Genomic DNA, 24,156 nt, shown 5'->3' on the forward strand with positions numbered 1-24,156 from the left:
TTTCGGCATGTAAGATGCTGCAACGACTCCTCATCAAGCATAAAATAGAAAGTTAAAAGTCTTAAGCGGGCGTTCACGGCACTAACATACCCAATTCATTCGGGCCTGCACGAGGCAGGTGACAAAGGCAATGCAGCAGGAAATGAAAGCCCCCTGTTTGAAGGCCCACTTTGTCATTTCGCTAAGAGCAAATGACCAATCATTCCCCCGCCTGCCGACCGAGTCGCCAGCGCTACTTTTTTCCCTTTCACCCCTAAAAAAACGCTTTCAAAATAATCATTACAGTCTGTAGCTTTATAATCCATACAGCTAAAGCTCACCTCCCTCCAATGTATGATTCCCTTTTCATTGCAATTTGCGTGCCGGCAAACGAATAAGCTATTAATCACTTCCTGCCCCTTAGCAGGGCCAGTGCATGAAATTAGTAAAGAAAGGCCTCTTTATCCAATAACACTTGACAGGGCAATAAAACAAGACAAGCATGGATTTCAGTCTGTCTCAAGCCATAGTCCATGAACAGAAAGAAAGTTGGTTACCCCTTTCTGCGCGTTAACATCCCCCCTTTCTTATAATATAATTAGCTTTAAATAGTCAGAATATTATAAACAAAACACCTCTTTTATGAGATCATAGAAAAGAATAATTATTTGTTATTGAGAGAGACTGCTCATTTCTGCCGAAAAACCGGCAGCCGAGTGACAGAAATTTGGCGCTGTTTATGAAATAAATGATAAAAAAGGAGCCGATGATCGATGATTAATAAAAAAGCGGACGCCAATGAGGTGCTGCAAGCCATCTTAAGCACGATTGATGAAGGAATTCATGCAGTAAATGCAAGAGGCATCACCATTTTCTATAATCACGTGGCCGCTAAACATGATGGGTTAGAGGATGAGGAGGTTCTCGGCAAACATCTATTAAATGTCTTTCCTTCTTTATCCGCAGAAACAAGCACGTTACTGAAAGTATGTCAAACCGGAGAGCCTATATACAATCAGCCTCAATCCTACTATAATATGCGCGGCATCTTGATTGACACCGTGAACACAACCTTACCCATTAAAGTAAACCATCAGCTGGTTGGAGCGGTGGAAATTGCTAAGGATTTCACAAGGATTAAACAATTGTCCGAAAAATTGTTAGATTTGCAGGCGAAGGCCAAAACAGCCACCCCCTCGAAAAAGACTGCCGGCAGCCAAAGCAAAGCGAACTACCAAATGACGGATATCCTGACAAATGATGCTGTGTTTAATCAATTAAAAAGACAAGCGCTGAAAGCGGCCGCCACTTCTTCTCCTATCTTAATTTATGGCGAAACAGGAACAGGCAAGGAATTGCTTGTTCAATCGATTCACAATGCTTCTTCCCGCCGGATGAGGCCCTTTATCGCTCAAAATTGTGCAGCGATTCCCTCCTCTCTGCTGGAAAGCATTTTGTTTGGTACGGCAAAAGGCAGCTACACAGGAGCGGTGGACCGGCCCGGTCTGTTTGAATTAGCAGAAGGCGGAACGTTATTTTTAGACGAATTGAATTCCATGCCTCTTGATGTCCAAGCCAAGCTGCTGCGCGTGCTGCAAAATGGCGAGTTCCGCAGAGTCGGGGGCATAAAGGAATTGACGGCAGACGTGCGCATGATCGCTGCACTCAATGAACCGGCAGAGCGGGTCTTGCGTGAGAAAACATTGCGGACTGACCTTTACTATCGTTTAAATGTCATTCATCTCCGCATTCCGCCGCTAAGAGAGCGGAAAGACGATATTCCACTGTTAATGAACCATTTTATTCAAAAATACAACTTTCACTTTGGCAAGCTGGTTACGCAAGCTTCTGAAGAAGTAAAGGAACTGTTCACGAAGTACGATTGGCCCGGCAATGTCCGCGAACTGGAGCATGCAGTTGAATCCGCAATGAATATGGCGGATGGGGATGTCATCAGAAAGGAACATCTCCCCTACACGATGACCGAAAGCCATTTCAAAATATGCAGCAATGAAGAGAACGTGATCCAGCCGCTGCGTCAGGCTCTTAAGGATACAGAGAAAGCCTTAATACAAAAAGCGCTCAAAGAAACAAACGGCAATATTCAACAAGCAGCCCGTTTGTTAAAAATCCCCAGGCAAACACTGCAATATAAATTAATCAAATTAAATTTATAATCATGAGCCCGCCGAAAATTCGGCGTTACTTTATATTGATTTAGAAAGCATGATCCGTAAGCAGGTTGGATTCTCTGCCTTATTTCCTCTTCTAACAGGCTTTTTAATGTACGGATGGATGATGGCATGGTTTTTGCTTTCACCAAAGTGTATTTGTTCATCACTTTTATTACTGTTAGAGGAGGAAGACGATGAAAAACATGACACCCCCCTAAATCCAGCTTCCTGTATGAAAATGGATCATTCCGCGGCCCCTTTATATGAAGCGCTTTGTTTATATGAAGACTGTAAACGCATCTCCTTACACGTGCCAGGGCATAAGGATGGTCGCGTATTTGACGAAACCGCACTGGAGCGTTTCTCCGGCATCTTAAAAATCGATGCCACCGAATCAAAAGGAATTGATGACCTTCACCATCCAACAGATTTTATCAAAGAGGCTCAGCAATTAGCGGCAGATGCCTTTGGAGCGGATCACACCTTTTTTCTTGTAGGCGGAAGCACCATCGGAAATATTGCAGTTGCCCTGTCTCTATGCGCTCCCGGCGACAAAATCCTTGTTCAGCGGAATATGCATAAATCTGTCTTTCATGGATTGACGCTGGCGGGCGCTCAGCCGGTTTTTATCGCTCCTGGCGTAGAATCAGCGACCAAAGCGGCCAAAGTATCCGATTTCGGCTATATCGAAAAGGCGCTAAAAGAAAATCAGAATGTCAAAGGACTGTGGATTACTAATCCTAATTACTACGGAATGAGCCAGGATATTTCTGTTTTAGCCGAAATGTGCCATCGAAAGCACGTGCCCTTAATTGTCGATGAAGCGCATGGGGCTCATTTCGGCCAAGCCAATCCCGTCCCCCCTTCCGCTCTCTCAAAAGGAGCGGACATTGTGGTCCAGTCCACTCACAAAATGCTGACAGCTATGACGATGGCATCAATGCTTCATGTCAAGGGGCATTTAGTTTCCCAAAAGCGACTGGCACAAGTGCTGGGAATGCTTCAGTCGACCAGTCCGTCCTATCCGCTTCTAGCTTCTTTAGATTTAGCCAGACGCTATTTAGTTACGAAGGGCCGTTCCTTCCTGCAGGATACTGCTGAAAGACTGGAGAAAAAGCGGCTCGATCTTACCCCTAAATTGAAAACGCTTACTATTTGGGGCGGAAGTGAGGAGGTTGATTATCGTGATCCGCTTAAATGGATTATTTCCTGCCGCAGCCAAGCTGCTACCGGCTATCAATTGCTCGACTTATTTTATCAGCTTGGCTGCACGGCAGAAATCAGCGATCCGCAAAATATTGTCTTTTTATTTTCGATAAACGAACAAGAGAAAGATATGGATCAGGTAGTGAATGCCATCATGGAGCTGGATCACAACTTGAATAAGCAGCAGCTAGTCGAACCCCAGAAACTAACGCATACTATGCTATTTGCAGAAGAGGGTGCGCTTCTTCAGCCGCCCATTTCGCTCGGAGAGGCCTTTCAGATGCCCCGCAAAAAAGTCGCTCTGGAAGACGCAGGCGGAGCTCTTTGCGGAGAAATGATTCTCCCTTATCCTCCAGGTATTCCACTGTTAATACCCGGGGAAGAAATCACAAGTGCTCATATACAAACGATCCGCCAGTTGAAAGAGATGGGCGCATACTTTCAAAGTCCTTCCGATGTAACGCTGAAGTCGATTCTGATTCTCGATCAAACTATTTGATCAAGGATGGCTGTTGAGCTGATTTACTTTAAAGGGGGAATAAATAATGCCAGATAACACACCACCATCCATCGCTGTCTCAAACGAAAAGAATGCGAACTTAAACAAGGAAAGACCGCAGCAGCTGAAGCGTCACCTGCAATCCAGACATTTGACGATGATCGCTCTCGGAGGAACAATCGGTACCGGCTTATTCCTCGCCAGCGGCAGCGCAATTCATACAGCCGGACCGGGTGGCGCTCTTTTGGCCTATAGCGTCACAGGGATGATGGTCTATTTTGTCATGACGAGTTTAGCGGAAATGGCAGCTTATTTGCCGGTATCCGGATCCTTTAGCACGTATGCCGCCCGGTTTGTCGACCCGGCTCTCGGTTTCGCACTGGGCTGGAATTATTGGTACAACTGGGCAATTACGATTGCATCAGAACTAACAGCGGTTACTTTGTTAATGAAGTTTTGGTTCCCTGGAAGCCCTTCTATCCTATGGAGCTCATTCGGTTTATTGGTGATTTTTTCATTAAACTATCTGTCTGTTAAAGGCTTCGGGGAATCGGAGTATTGGTTTGCGATGATTAAAGTGGCCACCGTGATCGTGTTTCTTTTCATAGGTGTGCTAATGATTTGGGGAATCATTGGCGGGTCTTATGCAGGATTTAAGAACTTAACGGTTGGTGATGCGCCGTTTCACGGAGGATTGATGACAATCGTTGGCGTTTTTATGGCGGCCGGCTATTCTTTCCAAGGGACGGAGCTGTTCGGAGTGGCGGCCGGAGAGACCGCTAATCCAGAGCGTTCCATCCCTAAAGCCGTTCGTCAAGTGTTTTGGCGTATCCTATTATTTTATATCTTCGCCATACTGGTTATCAGCCTACTTATTCCCTACACTGCTCCGAGCCTTGCTAGCGAAGAGGTCACGACCAGTCCTTTTACACTCGTGTTTAGCCAAGCTGGCATTGCTTTTGCCGCCTCTGTGATGAATGCGATTATCCTCACTTCCGTTCTTTCGGCCGGGAGCTCAGGCTTATACGCTTCTACACGGATGTTATGGGATTTAGCGAAAGAAGGGAAAGCTCCAAAGTTTTTAGCTAAGCTCAATCCGCGCGGAGTGCCTGTTCGCGCGCTGATCATGACCTCTCTCGTTGGAACGCTGGCGTTTCTCGCCTCTTTTTTCGGTGATGGAGCCGTTTATATTTGGTTGTTGAATGCATCTGGCATGTCTGGCTTCATTGCCTGGCTCGGGATCGCTGTCAGTCATTACCGCTTCCGCCAAGCTTACATCCGCCAAGGCCATGACTTGAAGAAGCTTCCTTACCGGGCTAAATGGTTCCCTTTTGGGCCGATCTTTGCTTTCTCACTTTGTCTTATCGTGATACTTGGCCAAAACTACAGCGCCTTCTCCAATGGAACGATTGACTGGAATGGAGCGCTTATTTCCTATATCGGTCTCCCGCTGTTTCTAACCGTTTGGCTCACCTATAAATTCATTAAGAAAACCAAAGTCGTTCCCCTGTCTGAATGCCGCTTTCTTCAAGAATAGAGACGGACATCGCCTCTTCAGCTGAAGATTCCATCCTTACTCTTATTTGGGTCATATATGGTACAATAATTTCTTAGATACAAAAAAGAATAAGGGTGAGCATATGACACAGCATGCGGCTAAAACAAAGCTTATCATTGAATACTGTTTCATTGTGATCGGGGCAGCCTTGGTTGGTTTGTCTTATAATTTGTTTTTGCTTCCGGCCAAGCTGGCTGCTGGAGGAGTTTCAGGCATCAGTACGATTATGTATGATTTGTACCAGTTCAACCCAGCATATGTTCAGTGGCTTATCAACCTTCCCCTCTTTATTCTGGGAATCGCCCTTCTCGGAAAGGATTTCAGCTTAAAAACCTTGGTGGGAACATTCTTTGTGCCCTTTACGATTTGGCTCAGTGCAGATATCCCATTTAAGGTGGATAATCCTTTGCTGGCAGCGATTTATGGAGGCATCCTGCTAGGAGTCGGGCTCGGCATCGTTTATCGCGGGAAAGGTTCAACAGGCGGCACAGCTACCATTGCCCAGCTTCTTAGAAAATTCACTGGACTTTCCAGCGGATACTCGCAATTTATTGTAGATGGTCTTGTCGTGATCAGCTCGGCTATTGTCTTTAATCTTGAGCTCGCCCTATATGCGATGATATCTATTTTCGTAACAAGTAAAGTGATCGACTTTGTTCAATTGCACTCTTCCTCCTCCAAGCTCGTGCTGATTATAACGGATAGAGAAGAGCAAATTCAATCGCTAATCAAGGACGAAATCGATCGCGGCTTTACTAAAATTCATTCCTTCGGCGGCTATTCCAATAAAGAAAAAACGCTGATTCTTTGCGTCATGGAACAGCAGGAAGCCATCTATTTCAAAAAGGCGCTGCAAGATCATCAATCAAGCTCTTTTGTCGTCTTCCTTAATGCATCTGAAATATTGGGGCGGGGGTTTTCACTAGCCAAATTTTACGATGGCGGTCCCCACTCATGACTTTCTTTGCCGCCACTAGAATTCCTTCCATGTTCCCTGATCCAAGCGCAAAAAAGCATTTTCTGGCCACCGCCTGCTGAATTGGAATTGTTTATTACAGAATGATAGTCCCTGGCATAAGCTTTCCCGCTGCCAGGGGCTATCTGCTAATCCCATTTAAATTTGCTTACTTGGTGATTCAGCTCTTCAGCAAGAATTGATAAAGAACGCGCATTTTCTGCTACTTCCTCCATTGAAGTGGCGGTTTGCTGTACAGAAGCGGAAGTTTGCTCAGCTCCGGCTGCCGACTCCTCCGATATAGAAGCAATCATCTCAATGGATGTGTCCATCCCTTTGGAGTTTTCCGTCATGCTTGCCAGTCTTCGCAGCATTCGGCCGACCTTATCGACCATCGAAGTCACAGCATCATGGATTTGCATAAAAGTCTCGCCGGTCACTTGTATATGGTTTGACCCTTCCTCTGCTTGGAGGTACCCGTTTTCTAATGATTCCGCCATTTCTTTGGCATCATTTTGAATAGCTGCGGCGATTGCTGTAATTTCAGTAACGGATTTAGAAACCTGTTCAGCCAACTTGCGCACCTCATCCGCTACGACAGCAAAGCCTTTTCCGTGCTCTCCTGCCCGCGCTGCTTCAATCTCGGCATTCAGCGCCAGCAAGTTCGTTTGTTGAGCGATATCCTGAACGACATCCACTAATTTCGTTACTTGTTCGGATTGTTTGCCAAACCCCTGCACTTTGTCAACTGAATCCTTCATGATGGTCTCAATGGACTCCATTTGTTCAATGGCAATCTCCATTAAATGCTGACCGTTTTTTGTCATTTTTAATACTTCATTTGAAGAAAGGGATACGTGGTCTCCTGCTTCATTTGCTTGTTCAATTTTCACCATAAAGTCATCCATCGCTTTCGTTAAAGCCGCCGCTTCATTGGCCTGAGAATCTGCTCCGCCTGCCAAATCTTCCATAGTGGATGCTACTTGCCCGCTCCCTTCTTTCACTTCATTGGCGGCTTGAGTTAATTCTTCACTCCGTCTGGTTACTTCTTCGGCTGCACGTGAAACTTCCTGCACCATTTCTCGGAGATGCCCCGTCGTTTGATTCGCCGCGTCAACCAATAACCCGACTTCATCTTTGGATTTAGCAGCCATCTTCTCTCCGCTTAAATCTCCTTTAGCCACAGACTGCAGCCTTTTTACTACCTTAGAGATGGGCCGAGCGATGCCGTTTGCTAAATATAAGGACGTGATCACCGCTGCGATGATTGTTCCTATTATAATCATAATTGTTTTGATCAATAGATCTTGCTTCATCTTCAAGATCGGGGTTAAATCCTGTGACAGCTGAATGATTCCTTGCACCTGATCTCCTAATGGACTGTATAAAGGTTGATACAAGCGCATTTCGCTTCCAACAATTCTCTTTACTTCTTTGCCGGAAAGCACTTGATCAGAAATCGTTTGATCTTGCAGTGATTCTCCTATCTTAAGCGCCTGCTCTTTGTCTGTGGTTAAGGCTAACTGATCTTTTTCATATAGCGAGATATTCCCAGAAATGGAATGCCGAATATCTTTTAACATATTTTCCGTAAATCCAAAACCCACCTGGAAGGTGCCGATTATTTCTTTTCCATCCTTCACAGGAACATAGGCACGCACCGCCAATCCCGACTTTCCAAAAGAGAAGCCTTTCATTTCTTTGCCTGCCAGTGCTGCCTGAATGTCTTTGCTTCCGCTCTTATCGTCGCCGAATTTTTTCGGATTATGGGCGCGCGTAACGACTCTGCCGGATTGATCGCCAAATTCAAAGACTGAAAGTCCCTTTTCCTTCTCTAACATCTTATAAACGGGGAGTATTTGCCGGTTCAGCTCCTCCCGATTTTTTCCTTTTAATGCGGTAATTAGTTGGGGATTATCCGCATAACGCCTGCCGATATAAAGCGCCTCATTTGACTTTTGTTCAAAATAATAAGCAGAAACGCCTTTAGCCTGCTGAATATTATCTTCCATCAATTTGTCTAAGCTGCTGATCGATTGCTTGTAAAGTAAAGCGGAGCTAATCAGCAAAGGTATAACAGATAAGCATAATAAAACAGTGACTAACTTCGTTTTCAATGATCGTTGCGGCATATTTCAAAACCTCTCCATTCATTTGCTTGCCGATTCTACCTAGGTGAACAGCGATCCATCCTTAGTTTACTGCCTTAACTGTCTTAACAATCTCTTCTATCGGAGCGCTTTTCCTAACAATAACTTGCCAACCCCCTTTAACTTGGTAATAAAATTCAAAAAAATAGTTAGATATACCTAAATAATTATAGTAAATTTTCATCAATATTGCCAATTATTTTCTATTATTCGAGGAATTAGTAAATCTTCAAGCATTAGGTCTTTCGAATTTAGTAATAAAATGATTCTAATCTTTTGGTGCAATCTCTTTCCGCTGAACTGTTTGTTTGCCCACATCATCTTTTGGGAAGCGAGCGCTTTACGTAGGGGATAATTAAGAGGAGGCAGGATAGCTGCTTTTGCTAAACAGGGGAGACGAAGCGATTTTTTCTCTTCTAACTAGAAAAATAAAGGATCGATATGAGCGAATCAAAAAAGCTTCCGGGAATGTCGTGACATTCCCGGAAGCTTTTGTTTAGTTCGCGTTTTCAGTTTCTTGACGGTTGGTGTAGTCATAATCATCCGGATCGACTGGTTTAAACCCCTTCGGCTTATGGAATCGCAATAAATCTTCATTGACGATTTTATCTGATACTTGCAACCTTTTGTCAACAAATTCTTCTATCTGTTTGATTTCGGCTGTTTCTTTTAACGGTTCTCCTGTTAAGGTTCTGTAATACTTGCCGTTAATCGCCGTTACATCTTTAGAAATAAAATCGCCGTTGCGGAATGGCACGACTTGCTGATGATCCGGTGACAGCAAATCCGTTCCTATATGAAGATATTTCTTCGTATCCACACCCAGCAAATGCATCAGCGTCGGCATAATATCTACTTGCCCTCCATATTGCTCCTGAAGGCCTCCCTTGACACCTGGAACATGGATCAATAACGGAACGCGCTGTAGCTGGGTGTTTTCAAAAGCGCCCACTTCTTTGCCTAGCACAGTGGACATCGCTTTATTATGATTATCCGAAATCCCGTAATGATCGCCATACATAACGATTACGGAGTTATCGTATAAACCGGATTTCTTTAAATAGGTGAAAAATTGTTTCACCGCTTCATCCAGGTATCTCGCTGTTTGGAAATAACCGTCGACAGAAGCGTCACCTGTATGATGCTTTTCAATCGTCGCTTCCTCTTGATCCATCGGATAAGGGAAGTGATTGGACAGCGTAATAAATTTCGCATAGAACGGCTGCTTAACGGTTTCTAAAAGAGGGATGGACTGTTCAAAAAACGGTTTATCTTTTAATCCGTAATTCATGACATCCTTTTCATTCATATCGTAATAGCTTGAATCAAAAAAGCGATCTATGCCAAATGATTTATAAATATTATCGCGGTTCCAGAACGATCTCGTATTGCCGTGGAATACAGCGGAAGTATACCCTTTCTGTCCCAGAATCGCTGGCGCCGCCTGATACGTATTTCCGCCCTTTGTCGAAAAGGCAGATCCTTTCGGTAAACCGAACAATGAATTCTCCAGCATAAATTCTGCATCCGCTGTTTTTCCTTGAGCGGTTTGGTGGAAGAAATTATTGAAATAGAACATATTCGGATCACGCGTTAAAGAATTGATAAACGGCGTGACTTCTTTCCCGTTCAATTTATAATCAATTATAAAATTTTGCAATGACTCTAAATGAACGAAAATAACATTCTTTCCTTTCGCCTTGCCAAAATAGTTTGGATCGGGCTTGGCATAAAGCGATTTCGTAAAGTTCTGCACTTCCGCTACATCACTGCTGTCGGCTAGTGCCCGCTGCGTAGATGCTTTTGTGCTTTGAACGGCATCGTAAATAGTGAAATTATACATTCCCAAATACTTGACAATATAATTCCGGTCGAATGTTCTTGTCAACAGCTGCGGCCGATCAATTTCAGCTAAGATCAAATTCACCGTGAACAAACCAATAGCTGCTAAAAAGACCGCTGCTCTTTGGCGCCGATTGATCTTCACCGGCTGCGGGCTGACCCTTTTTGATAAGAACAAAACGATTAAAATAATAGCATCCAGAAAATAAAGCACATCATATGGTTTAAATAACGCGCCTATGCTCAAAGTAATGCTGCTGATATTGGATGTTTGTGTCAAAGTCGGCAACGTAATAAAATCCGTAAAAAAACGATAATAAGCAATGTTGGCATACAATAAAACGGATAACAAAAGCTGTATAGCAATCATCCATTTAAACGCTCTTCTTCCTTTAGCAAACAAAGCAAAGCCAATAAATAATATGGCTGAACTTACCGGATTTATAAATAACAAAAACTGCTGCATCATGTTATCTATGCCTAAATCAAATTCTATCTGATAAGCAATATACGTTTTCATCCAAAGCAGGACGACGGCTAAAGAGAAGAAGATGAGCGGCTTATTAAGAGAAGAGACATTTTGTTCTTTCTTCATATTTATACACTCCTTCTTCTGTAAATGAATATAGCTTGTCTATTCAATGACGCTTTCATCAAAAGAATATAAAGAATGATAAGGCCATTTCACGAAAATGTCAAATCAATCGTATTTAAGCTGCTCTAACTGTATACGGATGACATAGCTTAATAGTTTCATACTGGCTAAACCCGCCTGTAATCTGAATCGGGGCTTTAGCTGCTGTGAGCTCTCACACAGGCCTTTGATCCCCCCTCCCTTCCTGAAGGGTGAGTCTTTCGGCAGCTTATAAGCGGGCTAAATTTCTGTACAAGCTCAAAATAGATTTTGAGTGTATGGTTGAGATGTGCGCCGCTTTCTAATGTGATAAAATAGGAGAAGTGAACATGAAGAAAAGGGGATCACCATGGAAAAGGAAAACGCAAATGAAAAGGAACAATCACCAATATACGATCTGAATATTGTATACGATTATAACGAATTTCCTGATAAACACCCGGGCCGCTGTGATAATTGCGGCAACACTTTATTCAAAAGCTCGGTTCATAACTATGTATTTCTTAGAGAATGCCGCAAATGCGGAATGAAAAAGAAAATTTAATCCTTGAATGATAAAGCGCCCCAAGGGGCGCTTTATCATAACTTTAACAGGCGGATCAGCAGGGGATGGACGCCTTCTTTCTCACCTAAGTCCTAGCCATGTGACTTTGTTTCGGACTCGCAGTCTGTTCCAAAAATCGCCGCATATTGTCGAATCACTGTAAATTGCCGGCCGTTCCATTTAAGCAAATTCTCTATATACCCCAATCCATCGGCGTGGTAACGCCCGCTAATACGCTGATAGCCATTCAACTCATACACCCCGTCACGCTCAGCGTCGAGGGGATACAGTCCCGACAACGGATCCACCCATCCTTCAATCGGCTCTTTTAATGTTCCATCCGGGGAATAGATCTCTTGTAAATAATCTTTTCCTTTATATGTGAGATCGAGAAGATAGCACTGCTCCGGACGCAGACTCTTAACTGCCGCTTGATAGTTATTGCCATAATTCACTTGGTAATGATGCGAATTATTATAGCTCTCCGTATCAAAAATCGTTGTAAACATTCCCTGGTTATAAGTAAAGATTTGCGCGTAAATGGTCGCGCCGCTCCCCCCTGAATCGATCACTACTAATATATCATCCGCATGATTTCCAGTCAGATCTCCGAGAAATACAGTTGGATGATAACCGCTGTTTTGCTTTAGTGGAAGATTGATGCATTGCTGAGTACTTCCTATATATATGCTGACCATAATTTGCTGCATAAAAGAACCCTCACCAGCTGCCACTCCCGTCACTACTACCGTATCCAATGTCCCTTCGCCTGTTACATCACCGATTTTAGCCGCCAAAACTCGACGGTTTGTCCGCTGAAATGTCATATATAATTCCTCCTTACAATCTCTTTATAAAGTCTATGCTGTGATCGATAGAATTAAAGCTATCAAATTGGAATATGCCGGAAAGATCATGGAGCTGATATTATGATATATAGTTGGAAGTACATATACATTCAATGGAGGATGAAGAATGAAACGCCGGAAAAAATTCTCACCGGCAATTCTTACTATTATTTTATTTATTTTTTTAAATAATAGCAGCTTTTTTGGAAAGGAAAGGAACGGAGCGGAGACCCGCTGCTCTTCGCTCATCGGGCTTGGGACAAACGTTTTCTATGGAGGAGATGAAAAATGATACTTGCACAGCGGAACGAAACGATAAACCCAAGCACCCGTATTTGGAGAATACGATTCCTCCCATGGAGGCGGATTTTCTTCCGGATTCGATACAGAAAAAGATAGCAAGTGCTTGCCTGATGGCTATACTGGCGGCATATGGATTACTCGGATCGACCGAATTGCTCCGATGCTTCAGAAATAGCCCCTGTTTCTGGGAATATATTAATTCCATTATCACCTTTCCTGATAAAATAGGCATTGGACTGGATAAGCAAGCCTCGCTGATCGGTTTTCGCATGTAAGCAACCAGCTTGCGCACAGCCATAATTCTTCTTCGGCATTCATTCTATGCGAGGAATTTCTTGTCTGCCGAAATGCAAAACTGCTAAGATAAACAAGAATCAATCGCTATGGAAAAGGATGCGAAAGAAAGAATGAAAAAATATTGTGTAATTGGAGCTGGAATTCTCGGAGCCTCCACCGCCTACCATCTGGCGAAAGCAGGAGCTGAAGTAGTCATTATCGACCGCAAGGACAAAGGACAAGCGACGGATGCTGCTGCTGGCATAGTCTGCCCTTGGCTATCCCAGAGAAGAAACAAGGCGTGGTACCGGCTGGCAAAAGCTGGGGCTAAATATTACCCAAGCCTGATTGCTGAATTAGAAAATTTCGGATTAAGCGACACCGGCTATGCACAGGTTGGAGCAATTTGTCTTCACCATGACCATGAAAAGCTTTTGAAAATGAAAGAACGCGCTTTAAAGCGGCGGGTAGATGCTCCTGAAATCGGAAACATCCGCCTCCTGAGCACAGATGAAGCTAAAGCTCTGTTCCCGCCGCTTGCCGATGGCTATGAAGCCGTTCATGTCAGCGGAGCAGCAAGAGTAGACGGACGTGCCCTTCGAGATTCTTTATTGCAAGCCGCAAAAAAACTAGGCGCAGAACTCATAACCGGAGACGCCCGCATCGTTTCCTTTAAAAACAAAGCGGCAGCAGTTCAAGCAGGCGAAGAACTCATCGATTGCCAAAAAATAATAATTACAGCGGGCGCTTGGGCAAGTGAATTGCTAGAGCCATTAGGCATTCGCTTCCGCGTTTCTGCTCAAAAAGCGCAAATCATTCATCTGCGGCTTCCGAAAGCCGAAACAGGCGAATGGCCGGTTGTTATGCCGCCGAGTGATCAATATATATTGGCATTTCATGACCGGATTATCGCCGGAGCCACACATGAAAACGGGGTCGGCTTTGATGTGCGCATAACAGCCGGCGGTCTGCAAGAGCTCTTGAACAAAGCTTTGCAGACCGCTCCCGGATTGCATGATAGTACCTTCTTAGAAGCAAGGGTTGGTTTTCGTCCGCATACGCCCGGCTTTCTTCCTGTTATTGGCTCCCTTCCTGTCGCTGAAGACATTCTGATTGCCAATGGACTGGGCGCTTCCGGCTTAACGATGGGCCCATACATCGGCGGCCAGCTTGCCAAGCTTGCCATGGGCCAAGAACTGAACCTGCCTCTTTCTGACTATGAGGTAGCTGGGGCTATTGAATCATTCCACTCGTAAGTATTAAAGCAACGGATAACAATTCTAGCTTGCTGCTGGCGGACGATCCAGTCCGTCACATGCATCCCCTCTCATTCATTGGACACAGCGCGTCCTAAAAATGAGAGGGGTAAACTGAAGCTTCAAACAGTCAAGTTTTCTTTCATCCCCCGCTGCCGAAAAAAAACCGCTGCAACTTCTTGCTGCATTATGCAGGCCCGAACGAATTCGCCACTTAGGGGCCATCAGACCTTTCGTCTCTATGCGGGATAAAATGAAGGCTAGTATCAGCCTAACAACCCTCTAAGAAAACCCGCACAAAACTAGCAAATACACAAATATTAGCAGCAATCCACTACTTCGGCGGGGCAAGCAAGAGCTGCGCAAAGCTCTTCACAGACGATTTAAAGACCCGTTTGCGCTATCTTCTTTTTTGCAAATGAGCCTCTCCCCTTTCTGTTTTGCAGAATTCCTTCTTTTTAGAAAATATCCATCCGCTTGCGAATCTTGCCTGTTTTTGTCACTGGTTCGTCATATTTCCAAACGAAAAAGCCAGCTGTTTTTAACCATTTTATGTTAAAATCAAACATAATTCCTGTTAAGGAGGTTATCGCTGTGAACACAGGATATCTTGACGAAGAATTAATGATGCAAATAGATGATTTACGTCAATTATTAATTGCAGCAGGTATGAAAAAAGGAATACATGATCTAGAGACTTTACAATTCAGCGAAGAGTTGGACAAGCTGATCCTGCAATTTCAACTGCTTTCTTCTTCCTAACCGATTCAACATTGCCGCCAAGCTGTGCTCTGGCGGTTTTCCGCTTGCCAATCCACTTTTAATGGCAAGGAAGATGACTTTTTATCATAATTTTTGTCCTTCTTCCATAAAATAAGCTTTATTAAAAAGTTTTATGGGAGTGTAAAGGCTATGCGAAAGCGATTATTCACCGCGTTAATAAGTATAATTTTATGTACAGTCGCCAGTTCTGAAGCGGACGCCAAAATCCGCAGCCGGGAAGAATACGAGAAATCAAACAACGTGATCTGGGACATTCAGACGGACGAAAAGATAGTTGCATTCACCTTCGACGATGGCCCCCACCCTCTCTACACTGTGCAATTGCTGAATGTACTGGCGAAATACAATGCGAAAGCCACTTTTTTTGTTTCTGGTATACAAGCGAGGAAATACCCTTTCATTCTTAGAAGACAAATCAAAGAAGGACATGAACTGGCTAATCACACATTTAGCCATACGTATAATGCCAAGGTCAAACCAAGCTTTTTAAAAAAAGAATTAGCGATGACAAACGATATTATTTATCAGGCGACTGGATTTAGGCCTTCACTTTACCGTCCGGTTGGAGGCCTGTACAATGACCGGATCATTCATACGGCAGCAAAAGCAGGCTATCAGGTCGTTTTATGGTCTTGGCATCAAGATACGCTCGACTGGAAAAAACCGAATGCGAAACGAATCGCCCATCAGGTTATTAAAGGAACCAGACCCGGGAATATTATACTCATGCATGATTCCGGCGGAAATCGATCGCAAACCGTTCAAGCAGTAGAGAAAATCCTCAGACAATTATCAAAAGAAGGCTATGAATTTGTCACTGTTTCGGAGATGATCTACCGCTCCCAATCAATTTTGCCAAGTTATTTCCCGCTTATTCCAAGGTAGACAAAACCTAATAAATAACTCTCTGAAAAGCCAGCAAAAGCGACCTCCTCCCGTCTTTTACTTAATATAATCAGGCCGGGAGGGGGGCGGCTAAGACCTGGAAGAGAAGCTTTTCAAGATGAGCAGCTAACTCTCCGCTTTCCTCACTATTTATGTGGTTACAGGCTGCTTGTATGAGACAAAAATAGCACTTGATGAATAAGTTCACCAAATGCTTGTTAAAATCCAACAAAATAGTGTAAACCCTTATAAAGGAGTACGATAATTTCAATTATTCCAGATTATGTAATCAACATCCGTTCCAAAAGCTCTGATAGCAGTGCTGTGTGACTGTTCGTTCACGCAACGATCGTGTAAAACATCAATTTGTTACATGACTGCCGTGCATACCCTCTCCATTTCAGAATGTCATTCTGTTGAAGCCGCGACTGCAGTAATCAAGCAGGAAAAGCTTTAACCTAAGTTCCCGCTCTGCGTAAAAGCAGAGATATGAGAAATCAATTACATCATTTCAAAGCCCATCCCTTTTTCTTTCATTAAAAACTGCAATGCTGTTTTAAATGTAGCGAAGCTGTTTAATTGCTTTGTTACCGACAAACCAGATTGAATCAGCTTTTGTGTCACATCCGGATTAAAGCCGACAAACAGCGCTCGTTTTCCCATTAAGCCTAATGCGTCAATTAAATTGCCAATATAAAATCCGAAGGTATCAATCTCATCTATTTCCTTTTTGGAGATGGCGGTAAAATCAATAATGACACTGGAAATATCCTCCGATACAGAAAGGCGGTAAGATTCTTTTATAATCTTATCAATGATTAGCTCCAATCTAGTCATTGATAGTTTTCCTGTGATGGGAACAAGTATCGTTTCTGGAATAATGGAAGGAATAATCGGAACAGAAATATCATTGATTAATTGTTCCTGTTCCTTTAATTGCTGCTTTAATTGCAGGATTTCCCCTTGCAAGCGTTCAATTTCTTTGTTTTCTACCATCCTGACAGCGACCCCCATTTTTAAATAGTGCATCTTTATTCATATTAACCAACCGCAAAACTTTTCACAAGCCCTTTAAACCTCTTATCACTTAATTGCCTTACAGTTTGTTTCAAGCGCGAGATTTCTGAGAATTTCATGAAAGTTTGGCATAGGATGCCTCTGCGGTTAGAAGTCTGGAGTGCTCCATGTTCAAGATTTTTATCCTGCATTCCTAGCCTGTGGCCTTCAAGAAGGTCAATCCCATTTGCAAAGGCTGAGATGGCTAACGCTTTGATGCTTGTTTCCAGTCAACTCCCTATCGCCGTGCACATGTTTAGTTACAGAGGATTGCGCCTGATTCTTTTAGACTCAGACCGGCAATCCCGCTCCTGCCAGCCGTTCTCTGTCCGCTAAACCATTCGGCGCTTTCTTTTATTTGCATCGCTCAACAGCCCTTCTTTAAAATTCCGATTTTCTTTTCATCCCATCAAGCTGCTGGCCTATGGCGGCTTTCAGCTGAATTGCTGACGAAGTTTTTTTAGAAAAAGGTTTATTCCTTTCTCTGTTGAGGTATAAAGATAGTGTAAGAAATTGATAAAGAAAAGGTTGGGATTTATATGATTGAAGTCAATGTAACCGTCTCCTATCATGGCAAAGATTACGTCACTAATGTGCTGGCTGCACGAGATGCGGACGAAGAAGAGATCTTGCGTTCTGCAGAAGAGCAGGTTGAGAAGCAGTGGGGAATATCGGAACCATCTCCCAGCATATGATCGCATAAAGGCGGTCATTTTTTGCTGTTCCCCCTCATCTTTCCTTGAAGGGCAGGTCGCTCTTTGATACTGCTCTCTCCTTAACTCTCCTATTTATTCACTGCTCGGCAAAAAGAAAATGACTAAACATTCACTTCTACTATTCCTTCGGCTGTTCATCTTTTTCCCTTATGGCTGTTTGCTGACGCAAAGTAAACTTCTGAATTTTCCCGCTGGCATTGCGGGGAAGCGTCTCGACAAATTTGTAGGCTCGAGGTCGTTTGTAATCAGCGAGGTGCGAGCTGGCTCTGCAAAATTCTTCAAGATCGGATTCTGTAAGTGCCGGATCCTTTTTAACTATGAAGGCCGTCACCTTCTCTCCCCATATTTCATCCGTTTCTCCGATCACCGCTGCATCGAGGACACCCGGATGTTCGAACAGCACATTCTCCACTTCTCTAGGATAAATATTCTCTCCGCCGCTGATAATCATGTCATCAACGCGATCACACACCCATAAATAGCCGTCTTTATCGAAATAACCGATATCCCCTGAATGGTACCATCCTTTATACATCGCCTTTTCAGTTGCTTTCTCGCGATGAAAATAGCCAGCCATCATACTCGGTCCGCGAACAATAATTTCACCTGTTTCGTTCGGAGCAGCCACGTCATCCGGTTCAGAAGGACCATCTTCTCTCGGCTTCACAATCCGGATTTCATGATTAATACAAGGGCGTCCGGCCGAACCCGCTTTTGTCAATTGCTCCTGTTCCTGCAGAAAAGAAATCGCTGGCCCCATTTCTGTCATCCCATAGGCTTGCACCAATTGGATACCGAGCTTTTCCTGGCATTCGCGCACCAAGGACGGCGCCATCGGAGCGGCACCATATAACCCGAGCTTTAGTGAAGTAACATCATAGAAGAGCAAATCCTCTTGAAGCAGCCTATTCCACATCGTCGGAGCAGCAAATAATGTTGTGATTCTCTCCTCTTGAATCAATGACAGCACCTTTTGCGGCTGAAATTGATGGAGAATCACTTGGCTGGCTCCCACATGCACACGGGGCAAAAAAGCGCAGTGAAGCTCCGCACAATGAAACATCGGCGCAGTGACTAATCCGCGATCCCGCTCCGTTACGTTCGTCGCGTGAATCATAGCCAGCGACTGCTCCACCATATCACGGTGGCGATGGATCACACCTTTGGGACGCCCTGTTGTACCGCTCGTATACATGAGGGCGTATACATCGTTTTCATTCACGCTCGCGACCGGCTTATCGGCAGGCATCGTTTCCATCTTCTCTTTTAAACTGTGCGCAAACGCAGGCACTTCCAGATCAGTATACCAAAAGGAAACCTTGGGGAACCGCTGCTCAATAGCCTTTATTTGTGGACTTAACGCACGTTCAAACAAGACAATTTTCGGCTGTGCCTCCTGTAAAATATACGCTATTTCTTCCGACATTAAACGATAATTAATCGGGGTAAATACAGCACCGATTTTGCAGCTGGCAAAATAAGCAATCGCCAGTTCCTCACAATTAAACAGATAGGCGGAGATGCGGTCACCTTTCTGCACGCCCTCCTGCAAGAAAGCGTGAGCCAGCTGATTAACCGCCTCATTCCATTCCTGATACGTGTAGCGGCGGCCGCTCTTCACATCGTACAATGCTTCTTTGTCGGGAAATTTTTGAACGGTTAATTCTAATACATCACCAACCGTCAGATACATAGAACGTCCTCCTTTTCACTTATGAAATTCCAAACCAACGCTTGAAGCCCCGTTGATTGGCAAGACCGTCACGTTCTCTTTCATTACAGCCATCCTTTCGACCGCCTGAGTTTTATACAGACGAATCGTCTAGGTCTTCTGCTGATTGAAAGCCTAATGATTCCCTCCGGCATCTGTTCTTCCATACATAAATACGCTTTCTTTTTTGCGATCTTTCGCAATACTTTTCGATCAATTTTGCGCTATTTGTAAATCCGGCTGCGGATGAAGCTGCTTGCTCCCCATACTCCATGCAGGTCATCTGCCTATTGTCCATCTCGTTTCTCTTCCGGCCACCGTTATCAGCGATTAACTAAGCTGTCTGCTTCTTGCGATGATTTTCCTCATCCTATATTTGATTCATCAAAAGAAAAAAGCAAGGCAGAAGCCAGCTTCCATCACAATGCTTCCATCAAAAAACAATTTCACAACGATCGAAATTAAGAGGATTTGATGTATATATATAGAAAAAATAGAATGAGGCAGAGGAAAATATAAAGGAGGTCAAAACTATGACAAATCACTCTATTCCAGAAGATGAAGTTTCCAAAAGGATTGCAGAGATTGAACGATTAAGCCATTTGTGTGAAAAGAAGGTGTCTGCATCAGCTTCACCGGACAAGCAGATATTCTTCAAAGGCATGGCCATGGCTTTTACTTCCAGCGCCTTAAAATTCAAAGGCCAATTTGATGAAAAGGAAACGGATGAGAACCTTATTGAACAGTTTTACAACGCTGCAAGCAAAACCGAACATCTTGACAACAGGCTGGAAGACGTCTGCAAATATGCTTGTTCCTTTTGCGGCAGAAGCAAGGAGGAAGCAGGCGAGCTTGCTTTGGGTCCGGCTGTATCCATATGTGAAAGCTGTCTGCAATTCGGCAAGAGCGTCATTGCAGCTCAAATGACGGCAAAGGAATAAATGGACTCTTCAAACAAAGGCGGCTTGCTATCATCCCCCCGCTGAAGCTTTTGCTTCCCCACTCCATTTCGGCAGCGAAAGTCTTGCGGCAGCCTCCATCCAGAAACAATGAAACTAGTTACTAATCTAGTATATCTCCCCGGGAGCGCCGCTATTTTGCAGCGCTCTCTTTTCACCGCTCAAAAAGGGTTTTCTTACGGGAATCCTCTCTTATTGAACATCCTTTCCTAACCATTAATCAGCTTAAATGAACGATTTCTTCAGCCCCTCCGTGCGAGAATATTCCTCCGCCGCTTTCTCTTGCATGCCTTATTGTGATCATTTTCTATCAACTGGCATGTTTGAAGCTCATCATCTGTTAACCATTGGAATGAATCACTCCTCGCATTGAAATTGGAATTTTACAGAAAAATTTCCATAATATATTGATTTTTCTAAAAAATCAGATTATAATTTAGTTACCGGTGATTCAGGTTAACCTGCCAGTTTAATAGCCTTTGCTTTTCAAAATTTAATAGGAGTGTGAATGGACATGCCAAAAAAACTAGCTACTGCTGTACTAGGAACTGCTCTCTTATTCAGCTCAAGCTTTGCTGCCGATGCTCTGGGTGCCTCAAATCCTTTCAGTCAAATGCAGTTAACACAAAAACAGCTTGATAAGCAAAAAAACATTCCTTCTTTTTTATCGGGCAAGCTGTCTGAGACTAAGGTGAAGAATGAAAACGATGCGCTTACATTTCTTGAAAACAAACGGGCTATTTTTAAGGTTAATCCCCATGCAGAGCTGTCGTTCATTAAGAAAGAAACCGACGAGCTGGGAATGACTCACTATGAATTTATCCAAACGATCAACGGCGTGGCTGTCGATGGTTCTAACTTTGCTATTCATACGAATAAAGAAGGCTACATTGTCGCCACAAACGGAACTTTGCACCCGAAAGCAAGGACAAGCGTCAAGGATACAAAGGCCGCTATTCCCGAAACGAAAGCCATTGATTTAGCTTGGAAGCATATTAAAGTTTCGAAAGCAGACACAATCGTTCACCTCGATCAATCTTTATTAGCCGCGCCGAAAAGCGAGGTAAGTGACACGAATGAAAAAAGTGATTTAGTAATCTATGAAAAGGACGGACAATACCATTTAACCTATAAAATACAGCTGCAATTTATTCAGCCATATGGAGCCAACTGGCAAATTTACGTAGATGCGAAGGATGGTCAAATTGTTGATTCCTATAACGCGGCTACCAATGCCGCCTCAACTGGCACAGGCATCGGAGTGCTTGGCGACAAAAAAACTTTAAACACTTACTTTTCCAATAACACTTATACCCTGTACGATACAACCAAGCCGATGAACGGTGTAATTGAAACGCGCACAGCAGCTAATCAATCCAGACTTCCGGGCGGCTATTCAGCAGACAGCGACAATTCATGGGTGGATAAATCACAAGGTGCTGATACAGATGCTCATTTCTATGCCGGCAAAGTATATGATTATTACAAGAATGTTCATAACCGCAACAGCTGGGATGGAAATGGAGCTACCATCCGTTCAACTGTCCATTATGGAAAAGGGTATAACAATGCTTTTTGGAATGGGTCACAAATGGTTTACGGAGATGGTGACGGTCGAATCTTCGCGCCATTATCGGGCAGCCTAGATGTCGTTGCCCATGAAATTACCCATGCAGTCACGGACACAACGGCTGATTTAGAATACCGCAATCAGTCAGGTGCTTTAAATGAATCGTTCTCTGATGTATTCGGCTATTTCCTTGATCCTGACTATTTAATAGGAGAGGATGTATACACTCCTGGAAAGCCGGGTGATGCTCTGCGAAGCATGTCCAATCCAGAAGCATACGGACAGCCGAGCCACTTTAAAGACTATGTCTATACAACTGGGGATAACGGCGGGGTCCACACAAACAGCGGGATTCCAAATAAAGCAGCTTATTATACAATCGAAGGGATCGGGAAAGATAAAGCCGAAAAAATCTATTATCGCGCGCTTTCCACTTATTTAACGCCAACAAGCAGCTTCAGCAATGCTCGCGCCGCCCTTCTTCAATCAGCAGCAGACATTTTCGGTGCCAATGGAGCAGAATATCAAGCCGTTCAAAACGCTTGGGATCAAGTAGGCGTCAGCTAAAAAGAAACGTGCCATTCAAGTAATTGTACCCTATAGAGCAGACATGGTCATAAACCTGCCCTATAGGGTGCTTTTTATATAATGGTTCTGTTATATGAATTAAAAACGCTGGAACTCTATTTACTTAAATCAAATATATCAAGCGAGTTCATTGAAAAATTAATTTTCATTCATATTAACTTATTTTCTGCAGTTTAACTAAGCAAATACAAACAGAGCTATGTGAATCGTCGAAGAATCTACTTTCTGAGTAAATTGTATTTTTTATTTAGGATGGCAGTAGAAACCCATAAAAATTGGATATCTTCTATTTTTATTCAATTTATCAACAATAAAAATTTAATAGATCCTATATAATAAGCACCAGGGATAACTCATCAAGGCAAAGCAGCTGTCTTGATCATGTCTAAAAAAACCCATTCCATTTCATCATCACTATCTATCGCCGATATACTATCTTAGCATTCCTTCCCTACCTCTGGCTTTCATCATAAAGCTTAAGTCTTAAGCCCATCCCCCCGCAGTTCTCTATGAAGTTTAGAAATGCACGCTTGGCTTATGAAGTCTTCTTCCTTCCTGCTTTTTTGAGCATGCTGGCTAAGTTTTTCTTCTCTTTTTTTGAACTGCTCGTATGCTCCCATCGTCTGTATCAATATATGCTTGTTTATGTAACATTCCTAGAAGTTTTGTCGAAGTTCTTCCATTTAACAGATAATGTCGGCATAATACTAATTATTGTGAAATTTATTATGGGGGATTTGAGAGAATGATGGGGAAAATGGAATCTTACAATGAACTAACGGATGAAATTGTTTTCAAACGGAATCAAATGATCGAAACAGGATTGCTGAAAGGACTGAGTCATCAGGAGACCGTCAAACAAAGCCAGGAATTGGACGAGCTGATCAACCGGTATCAGAGCCTTTTCAAATCAAAAGATCAGCCTTGCATCGTAGAATTTTTCGCTTATGCTCCCAGATCATAAGGGGGAAACAGAATTTTATGAAAAAAATAAAATAATATGAGATAATAGAAGGGATGAAAAAAATGTGAACTAGGAAGTGACGATATGTCTTTTTATAATAATAGGCGCAAGGAACCTCTGCCAAGTGAAAATGTGGATACATGGGAGTGTCCTGAGGAAGACTGTAACGGCTGGATGAGAAAAGACTTCGCTGCCGAAACTCCTCCGCCATGCCCGTTTTGCGGAGCACAGATGATATCAGGCACTCGTTATATCCCGCCATTAAAAAATACCAGTTTACATAAGGATTAGAAAAGGAGCGGCCGCCGCTGCCTTTTCTAAGCTTTTCTTTTGCCACGGGCATCTTCATGATAAACAAACAGTATGCAGTCAGACCATTCTCCGAAATATTGGATCTTTACATGAATAAATCCTTTCTTTCTGATTTCGGAGAACAGCTATTTTTGGTGCTCTTTTTAACTCGTTTTCATCGCTTTATCCTTCATCAATGACTAAGCGGTTCATCTTCAATTGTATTTATATTCAAGTCCTCATGGGTCACCAGCAAACAGCCTTGCTTTAGGATGTGCGCTCAATGTTCTGCTTGTTTCTTATTCTGCAAATGGCTCTTCCCGTACTTGAGACTCCCACGTCTAAAGACGCAAGCGCTAAACCTTACGGTTAAACGGGTGGGATTCTTGAATGACTAAGCGTTCGCAGT

Annotated in this window: 22 protein-coding genes; 15 read left to right on the forward strand and 7 right to left on the reverse strand. The window is 43.4% G+C overall.

The window, feature by feature from the left end:
• Positions 1-173: 173 nt before the first annotated feature.
• The gene (locus CEF20_RS17315) at positions 174-305 is read right to left on the reverse strand and encodes a hypothetical protein (RefSeq protein WP_269799217.1); all 132 of its coding nucleotides are present in this window, start codon (positions 303-305) and stop codon (positions 174-176) included.
• Positions 306-752: 447 nt separating this feature from the next.
• On the opposite strand from CEF20_RS17315, the gene CEF20_RS07995 reads away from it, so the two are divergent.
• From CEF20_RS07995 to CEF20_RS08010, 4 genes are all read left to right on the forward strand, one after another.
• Positions 753-2,156, forward strand: a complete 1,404-nt coding sequence (locus tag CEF20_RS07995; protein WP_100331314.1) for a sigma-54 interaction domain-containing protein — start codon at positions 753-755, stop codon at positions 2,154-2,156.
• A gap of 229 nt (positions 2,157-2,385) precedes the next feature.
• Positions 2,386-3,858, forward strand: a complete 1,473-nt coding sequence (locus CEF20_RS08000; protein WP_100332042.1) for an aminotransferase class I/II-fold pyridoxal phosphate-dependent enzyme — start codon at positions 2,386-2,388, stop codon at positions 3,856-3,858.
• Between the two features lie 46 nt (positions 3,859-3,904).
• A complete protein-coding gene (locus CEF20_RS08005; protein WP_100331315.1) occupies positions 3,905-5,395 on the forward strand; it encodes an amino acid permease in 1,491 nt (496 codons plus the stop codon).
• Between the two features lie 103 nt (positions 5,396-5,498).
• On the forward strand, positions 5,499-6,374 hold the full coding sequence (locus CEF20_RS08010) for a YitT family protein (RefSeq protein ID WP_100331316.1): 876 nt from the start codon (positions 5,499-5,501) through the stop codon (positions 6,372-6,374).
• 146 nt (positions 6,375-6,520) lie between these two features.
• Here CEF20_RS08010 and CEF20_RS08015 read toward each other — a convergent pair whose 3' ends face one another.
• Together CEF20_RS08015 and CEF20_RS08020 are read right to left on the reverse strand one after the other, a co-directional pair.
• Complete coding sequence (locus CEF20_RS08015; RefSeq protein ID WP_100331317.1) at positions 6,521-8,503, reverse strand: methyl-accepting chemotaxis protein; 1,983 nt, start codon at positions 8,501-8,503, stop codon at positions 6,521-6,523.
• A 514-nt stretch (positions 8,504-9,017) separates the two neighbouring features.
• Positions 9,018-10,958: a lipoteichoic acid synthase gene (locus CEF20_RS08020; RefSeq protein ID WP_100331318.1), complete on the reverse strand. Its 1,941-nt coding sequence runs from the start codon at positions 10,956-10,958 to the stop codon at positions 9,018-9,020.
• Between the two features lie 388 nt (positions 10,959-11,346).
• On the opposite strand from CEF20_RS08020, the gene CEF20_RS08025 reads away from it, so the two are divergent.
• Entirely contained in the window at positions 11,347-11,541 is a 195-nt protein-coding gene (locus CEF20_RS08025) for a DUF8096 family protein (RefSeq protein WP_100331319.1), read from the forward strand.
• Positions 11,542-11,633: 92 nt separating this feature from the next.
• Here the strand turns inward: CEF20_RS08025 and CEF20_RS08030 are convergent, their stop codons facing one another.
• Positions 11,634-12,368, reverse strand: coding sequence for a hypothetical protein (locus tag CEF20_RS08030; RefSeq protein WP_100331320.1), 735 nt, complete (start codon positions 12,366-12,368; stop codon positions 11,634-11,636).
• Between the two features lie 224 nt (positions 12,369-12,592).
• Between CEF20_RS08030 and CEF20_RS16580 the strand changes: the two genes are divergently transcribed.
• Together CEF20_RS16580 and CEF20_RS08040 are read left to right on the forward strand one after the other, a co-directional pair.
• Entirely contained in the window at positions 12,593-12,967 is a 375-nt protein-coding gene (locus CEF20_RS16580) for a hypothetical protein (RefSeq protein ID WP_232713400.1), read from the forward strand.
• Between the two features lie 132 nt (positions 12,968-13,099).
• Positions 13,100-14,224 carry an NAD(P)/FAD-dependent oxidoreductase gene (locus CEF20_RS08040; protein WP_100332043.1) on the forward strand — a complete coding sequence of 375 codons (1,125 nt, stop codon included), beginning with the start codon at positions 13,100-13,102 and terminating at the stop codon, positions 14,222-14,224.
• A 458-nt stretch (positions 14,225-14,682) separates the two neighbouring features.
• Here CEF20_RS08040 and CEF20_RS17065 read toward each other — a convergent pair whose 3' ends face one another.
• Positions 14,683-14,826, reverse strand: coding sequence for a hypothetical protein (locus tag CEF20_RS17065; protein WP_232713401.1), 144 nt, complete (start codon positions 14,824-14,826; stop codon positions 14,683-14,685).
• Between CEF20_RS17065 and CEF20_RS08045 the strand changes: the two genes are divergently transcribed.
• Together CEF20_RS08045 and CEF20_RS08050 are read left to right on the forward strand one after the other, a co-directional pair.
• A complete protein-coding gene (locus tag CEF20_RS08045) occupies positions 14,819-14,986 on the forward strand; it encodes an aspartyl-phosphate phosphatase Spo0E family protein (RefSeq protein ID WP_332849193.1) in 168 nt (55 codons plus the stop codon). The two genes, CEF20_RS17065 and CEF20_RS08045, sit on opposite strands and share 8 nt — an antisense overlap.
• Before the next feature lie 150 nt (positions 14,987-15,136).
• Positions 15,137-15,892, forward strand: a complete 756-nt coding sequence (locus CEF20_RS08050; protein WP_100331321.1) for a polysaccharide deacetylase family protein — start codon at positions 15,137-15,139, stop codon at positions 15,890-15,892.
• A 501-nt stretch (positions 15,893-16,393) separates the two neighbouring features.
• Here the strand turns inward: CEF20_RS08050 and CEF20_RS08055 are convergent.
• The gene (locus CEF20_RS08055; RefSeq protein ID WP_100331322.1) at positions 16,394-16,888 is read right to left on the reverse strand and encodes an STAS domain-containing protein; all 495 of its coding nucleotides are present in this window, start codon (positions 16,886-16,888) and stop codon (positions 16,394-16,396) included.
• Between the two features lie 599 nt (positions 16,889-17,487).
• Here CEF20_RS08055 and CEF20_RS16585 point away from each other — a divergent pair.
• Positions 17,488-17,643 carry a BA3454 family stress response protein gene (locus CEF20_RS16585; protein ID WP_157796229.1) on the forward strand — a complete coding sequence of 52 codons (156 nt, stop codon included), beginning with the start codon at positions 17,488-17,490 and terminating at the stop codon, positions 17,641-17,643.
• Between the two features lie 139 nt (positions 17,644-17,782).
• Here the strand turns inward: CEF20_RS16585 and CEF20_RS08060 are convergent, their stop codons facing one another.
• A complete protein-coding gene (locus CEF20_RS08060; protein WP_100331323.1) occupies positions 17,783-19,357 on the reverse strand; it encodes a fatty acid--CoA ligase in 1,575 nt (524 codons plus the stop codon).
• Between the two features lie 551 nt (positions 19,358-19,908).
• Between CEF20_RS08060 and CEF20_RS08070 the strand changes: the two genes are divergently transcribed.
• From CEF20_RS08070 to CEF20_RS08085, 5 genes are all read left to right on the forward strand, one after another.
• Positions 19,909-20,316, forward strand: coding sequence for a ClpX C4-type zinc finger protein (locus CEF20_RS08070; protein ID WP_100331325.1), 408 nt, complete (start codon positions 19,909-19,911; stop codon positions 20,314-20,316).
• Between the two features lie 532 nt (positions 20,317-20,848).
• Entirely contained in the window at positions 20,849-22,471 is a 1,623-nt protein-coding gene (locus CEF20_RS08075) for a M4 family metallopeptidase (protein WP_100332045.1), read from the forward strand.
• A 590-nt stretch (positions 22,472-23,061) separates the two neighbouring features.
• Positions 23,062-23,241 (forward strand): hypothetical protein, encoded by a 180-nt coding sequence (locus CEF20_RS17070; protein ID WP_232713402.1) that lies wholly within the window; start codon positions 23,062-23,064, stop codon positions 23,239-23,241.
• A complete protein-coding gene (locus tag CEF20_RS08080; protein WP_232713403.1) occupies positions 23,238-23,456 on the forward strand; it encodes an aspartyl-phosphate phosphatase Spo0E family protein in 219 nt (72 codons plus the stop codon). Before CEF20_RS17070 ends, CEF20_RS08080 begins: the two co-directional genes overlap by 4 nt.
• 84 nt (positions 23,457-23,540) lie before the next feature.
• On the forward strand, positions 23,541-23,747 hold the full coding sequence (locus CEF20_RS08085) for a cold-inducible protein YdjO-related protein (protein WP_100331326.1): 207 nt from the start codon (positions 23,541-23,543) through the stop codon (positions 23,745-23,747).
• The last annotated feature ends 409 nt before the right edge of the window (positions 23,748-24,156 follow it).

Origin of the sequence: Bacillus xiapuensis (genome assembly GCF_002797355.1) — a bacterium.
GTDB classification, from domain to species: domain Bacteria; phylum Bacillota; class Bacilli; order Bacillales; family Domibacillaceae; genus Bacillus_CE; species Bacillus_CE xiapuensis.

Excerpts from the sequence above, each read along its gene's own strand:
- CEF20_RS08055 (WP_100331322.1), bottom strand. The coding sequence starts at position 16,888 with ATGGTAGAAAACAAAGAAATTGAACGCTTGCAAGGGGAAATCCTGCAA.
- CEF20_RS08000 (WP_100332042.1), top strand. The coding sequence starts at position 2,386 with ATGAAAATGGATCATTCCGCGGCCCCTTTATATGAAGCGCTTTGTTTA.
- CEF20_RS08030 (WP_100331320.1), bottom strand. The coding sequence starts at position 12,368 with ATGACATTTCAGCGGACAAACCGTCGAGTTTTGGCGGCTAAAATCGGT.
- CEF20_RS08080 (WP_232713403.1), top strand. The coding sequence starts at position 23,238 with ATGATGGGGAAAATGGAATCTTACAATGAACTAACGGATGAAATTGTT.
- CEF20_RS08010 (WP_100331316.1), top strand. The coding sequence starts at position 5,499 with ATGACACAGCATGCGGCTAAAACAAAGCTTATCATTGAATACTGTTTC.
- CEF20_RS08005 (WP_100331315.1), top strand. The coding sequence starts at position 3,905 with ATGCCAGATAACACACCACCATCCATCGCTGTCTCAAACGAAAAGAAT.
- CEF20_RS08040 (WP_100332043.1), top strand. The coding sequence starts at position 13,100 with ATGAAAAAATATTGTGTAATTGGAGCTGGAATTCTCGGAGCCTCCACC.
- CEF20_RS08085 (WP_100331326.1), top strand. The coding sequence starts at position 23,541 with ATGTCTTTTTATAATAATAGGCGCAAGGAACCTCTGCCAAGTGAAAAT.
- CEF20_RS07995 (WP_100331314.1), top strand. The coding sequence starts at position 753 with ATGATTAATAAAAAAGCGGACGCCAATGAGGTGCTGCAAGCCATCTTA.
- CEF20_RS16585 (WP_157796229.1), top strand. The coding sequence starts at position 17,488 with ATGATTGAAGTCAATGTAACCGTCTCCTATCATGGCAAAGATTACGTC.
- CEF20_RS08025 (WP_100331319.1), top strand. The coding sequence starts at position 11,347 with ATGGAAAAGGAAAACGCAAATGAAAAGGAACAATCACCAATATACGAT.
- CEF20_RS17070 (WP_232713402.1), top strand. The coding sequence starts at position 23,062 with ATGCTGGCTAAGTTTTTCTTCTCTTTTTTTGAACTGCTCGTATGCTCC.
- CEF20_RS17315 (WP_269799217.1), bottom strand. The coding sequence starts at position 305 with ATGGATTATAAAGCTACAGACTGTAATGATTATTTTGAAAGCGTTTTT.
- CEF20_RS08015 (WP_100331317.1), bottom strand. The coding sequence starts at position 8,503 with ATGCCGCAACGATCATTGAAAACGAAGTTAGTCACTGTTTTATTATGC.
- CEF20_RS08050 (WP_100331321.1), top strand. The coding sequence starts at position 15,137 with ATGCGAAAGCGATTATTCACCGCGTTAATAAGTATAATTTTATGTACA.
- CEF20_RS08060 (WP_100331323.1), bottom strand. The coding sequence starts at position 19,357 with ATGTATCTGACGGTTGGTGATGTATTAGAATTAACCGTTCAAAAATTT.
- CEF20_RS08075 (WP_100332045.1), top strand. The coding sequence starts at position 20,849 with ATGCCAAAAAAACTAGCTACTGCTGTACTAGGAACTGCTCTCTTATTC.
- CEF20_RS08020 (WP_100331318.1), bottom strand. The coding sequence starts at position 10,958 with ATGAAGAAAGAACAAAATGTCTCTTCTCTTAATAAGCCGCTCATCTTC.
- CEF20_RS08070 (WP_100331325.1), top strand. The coding sequence starts at position 19,909 with ATGACAAATCACTCTATTCCAGAAGATGAAGTTTCCAAAAGGATTGCA.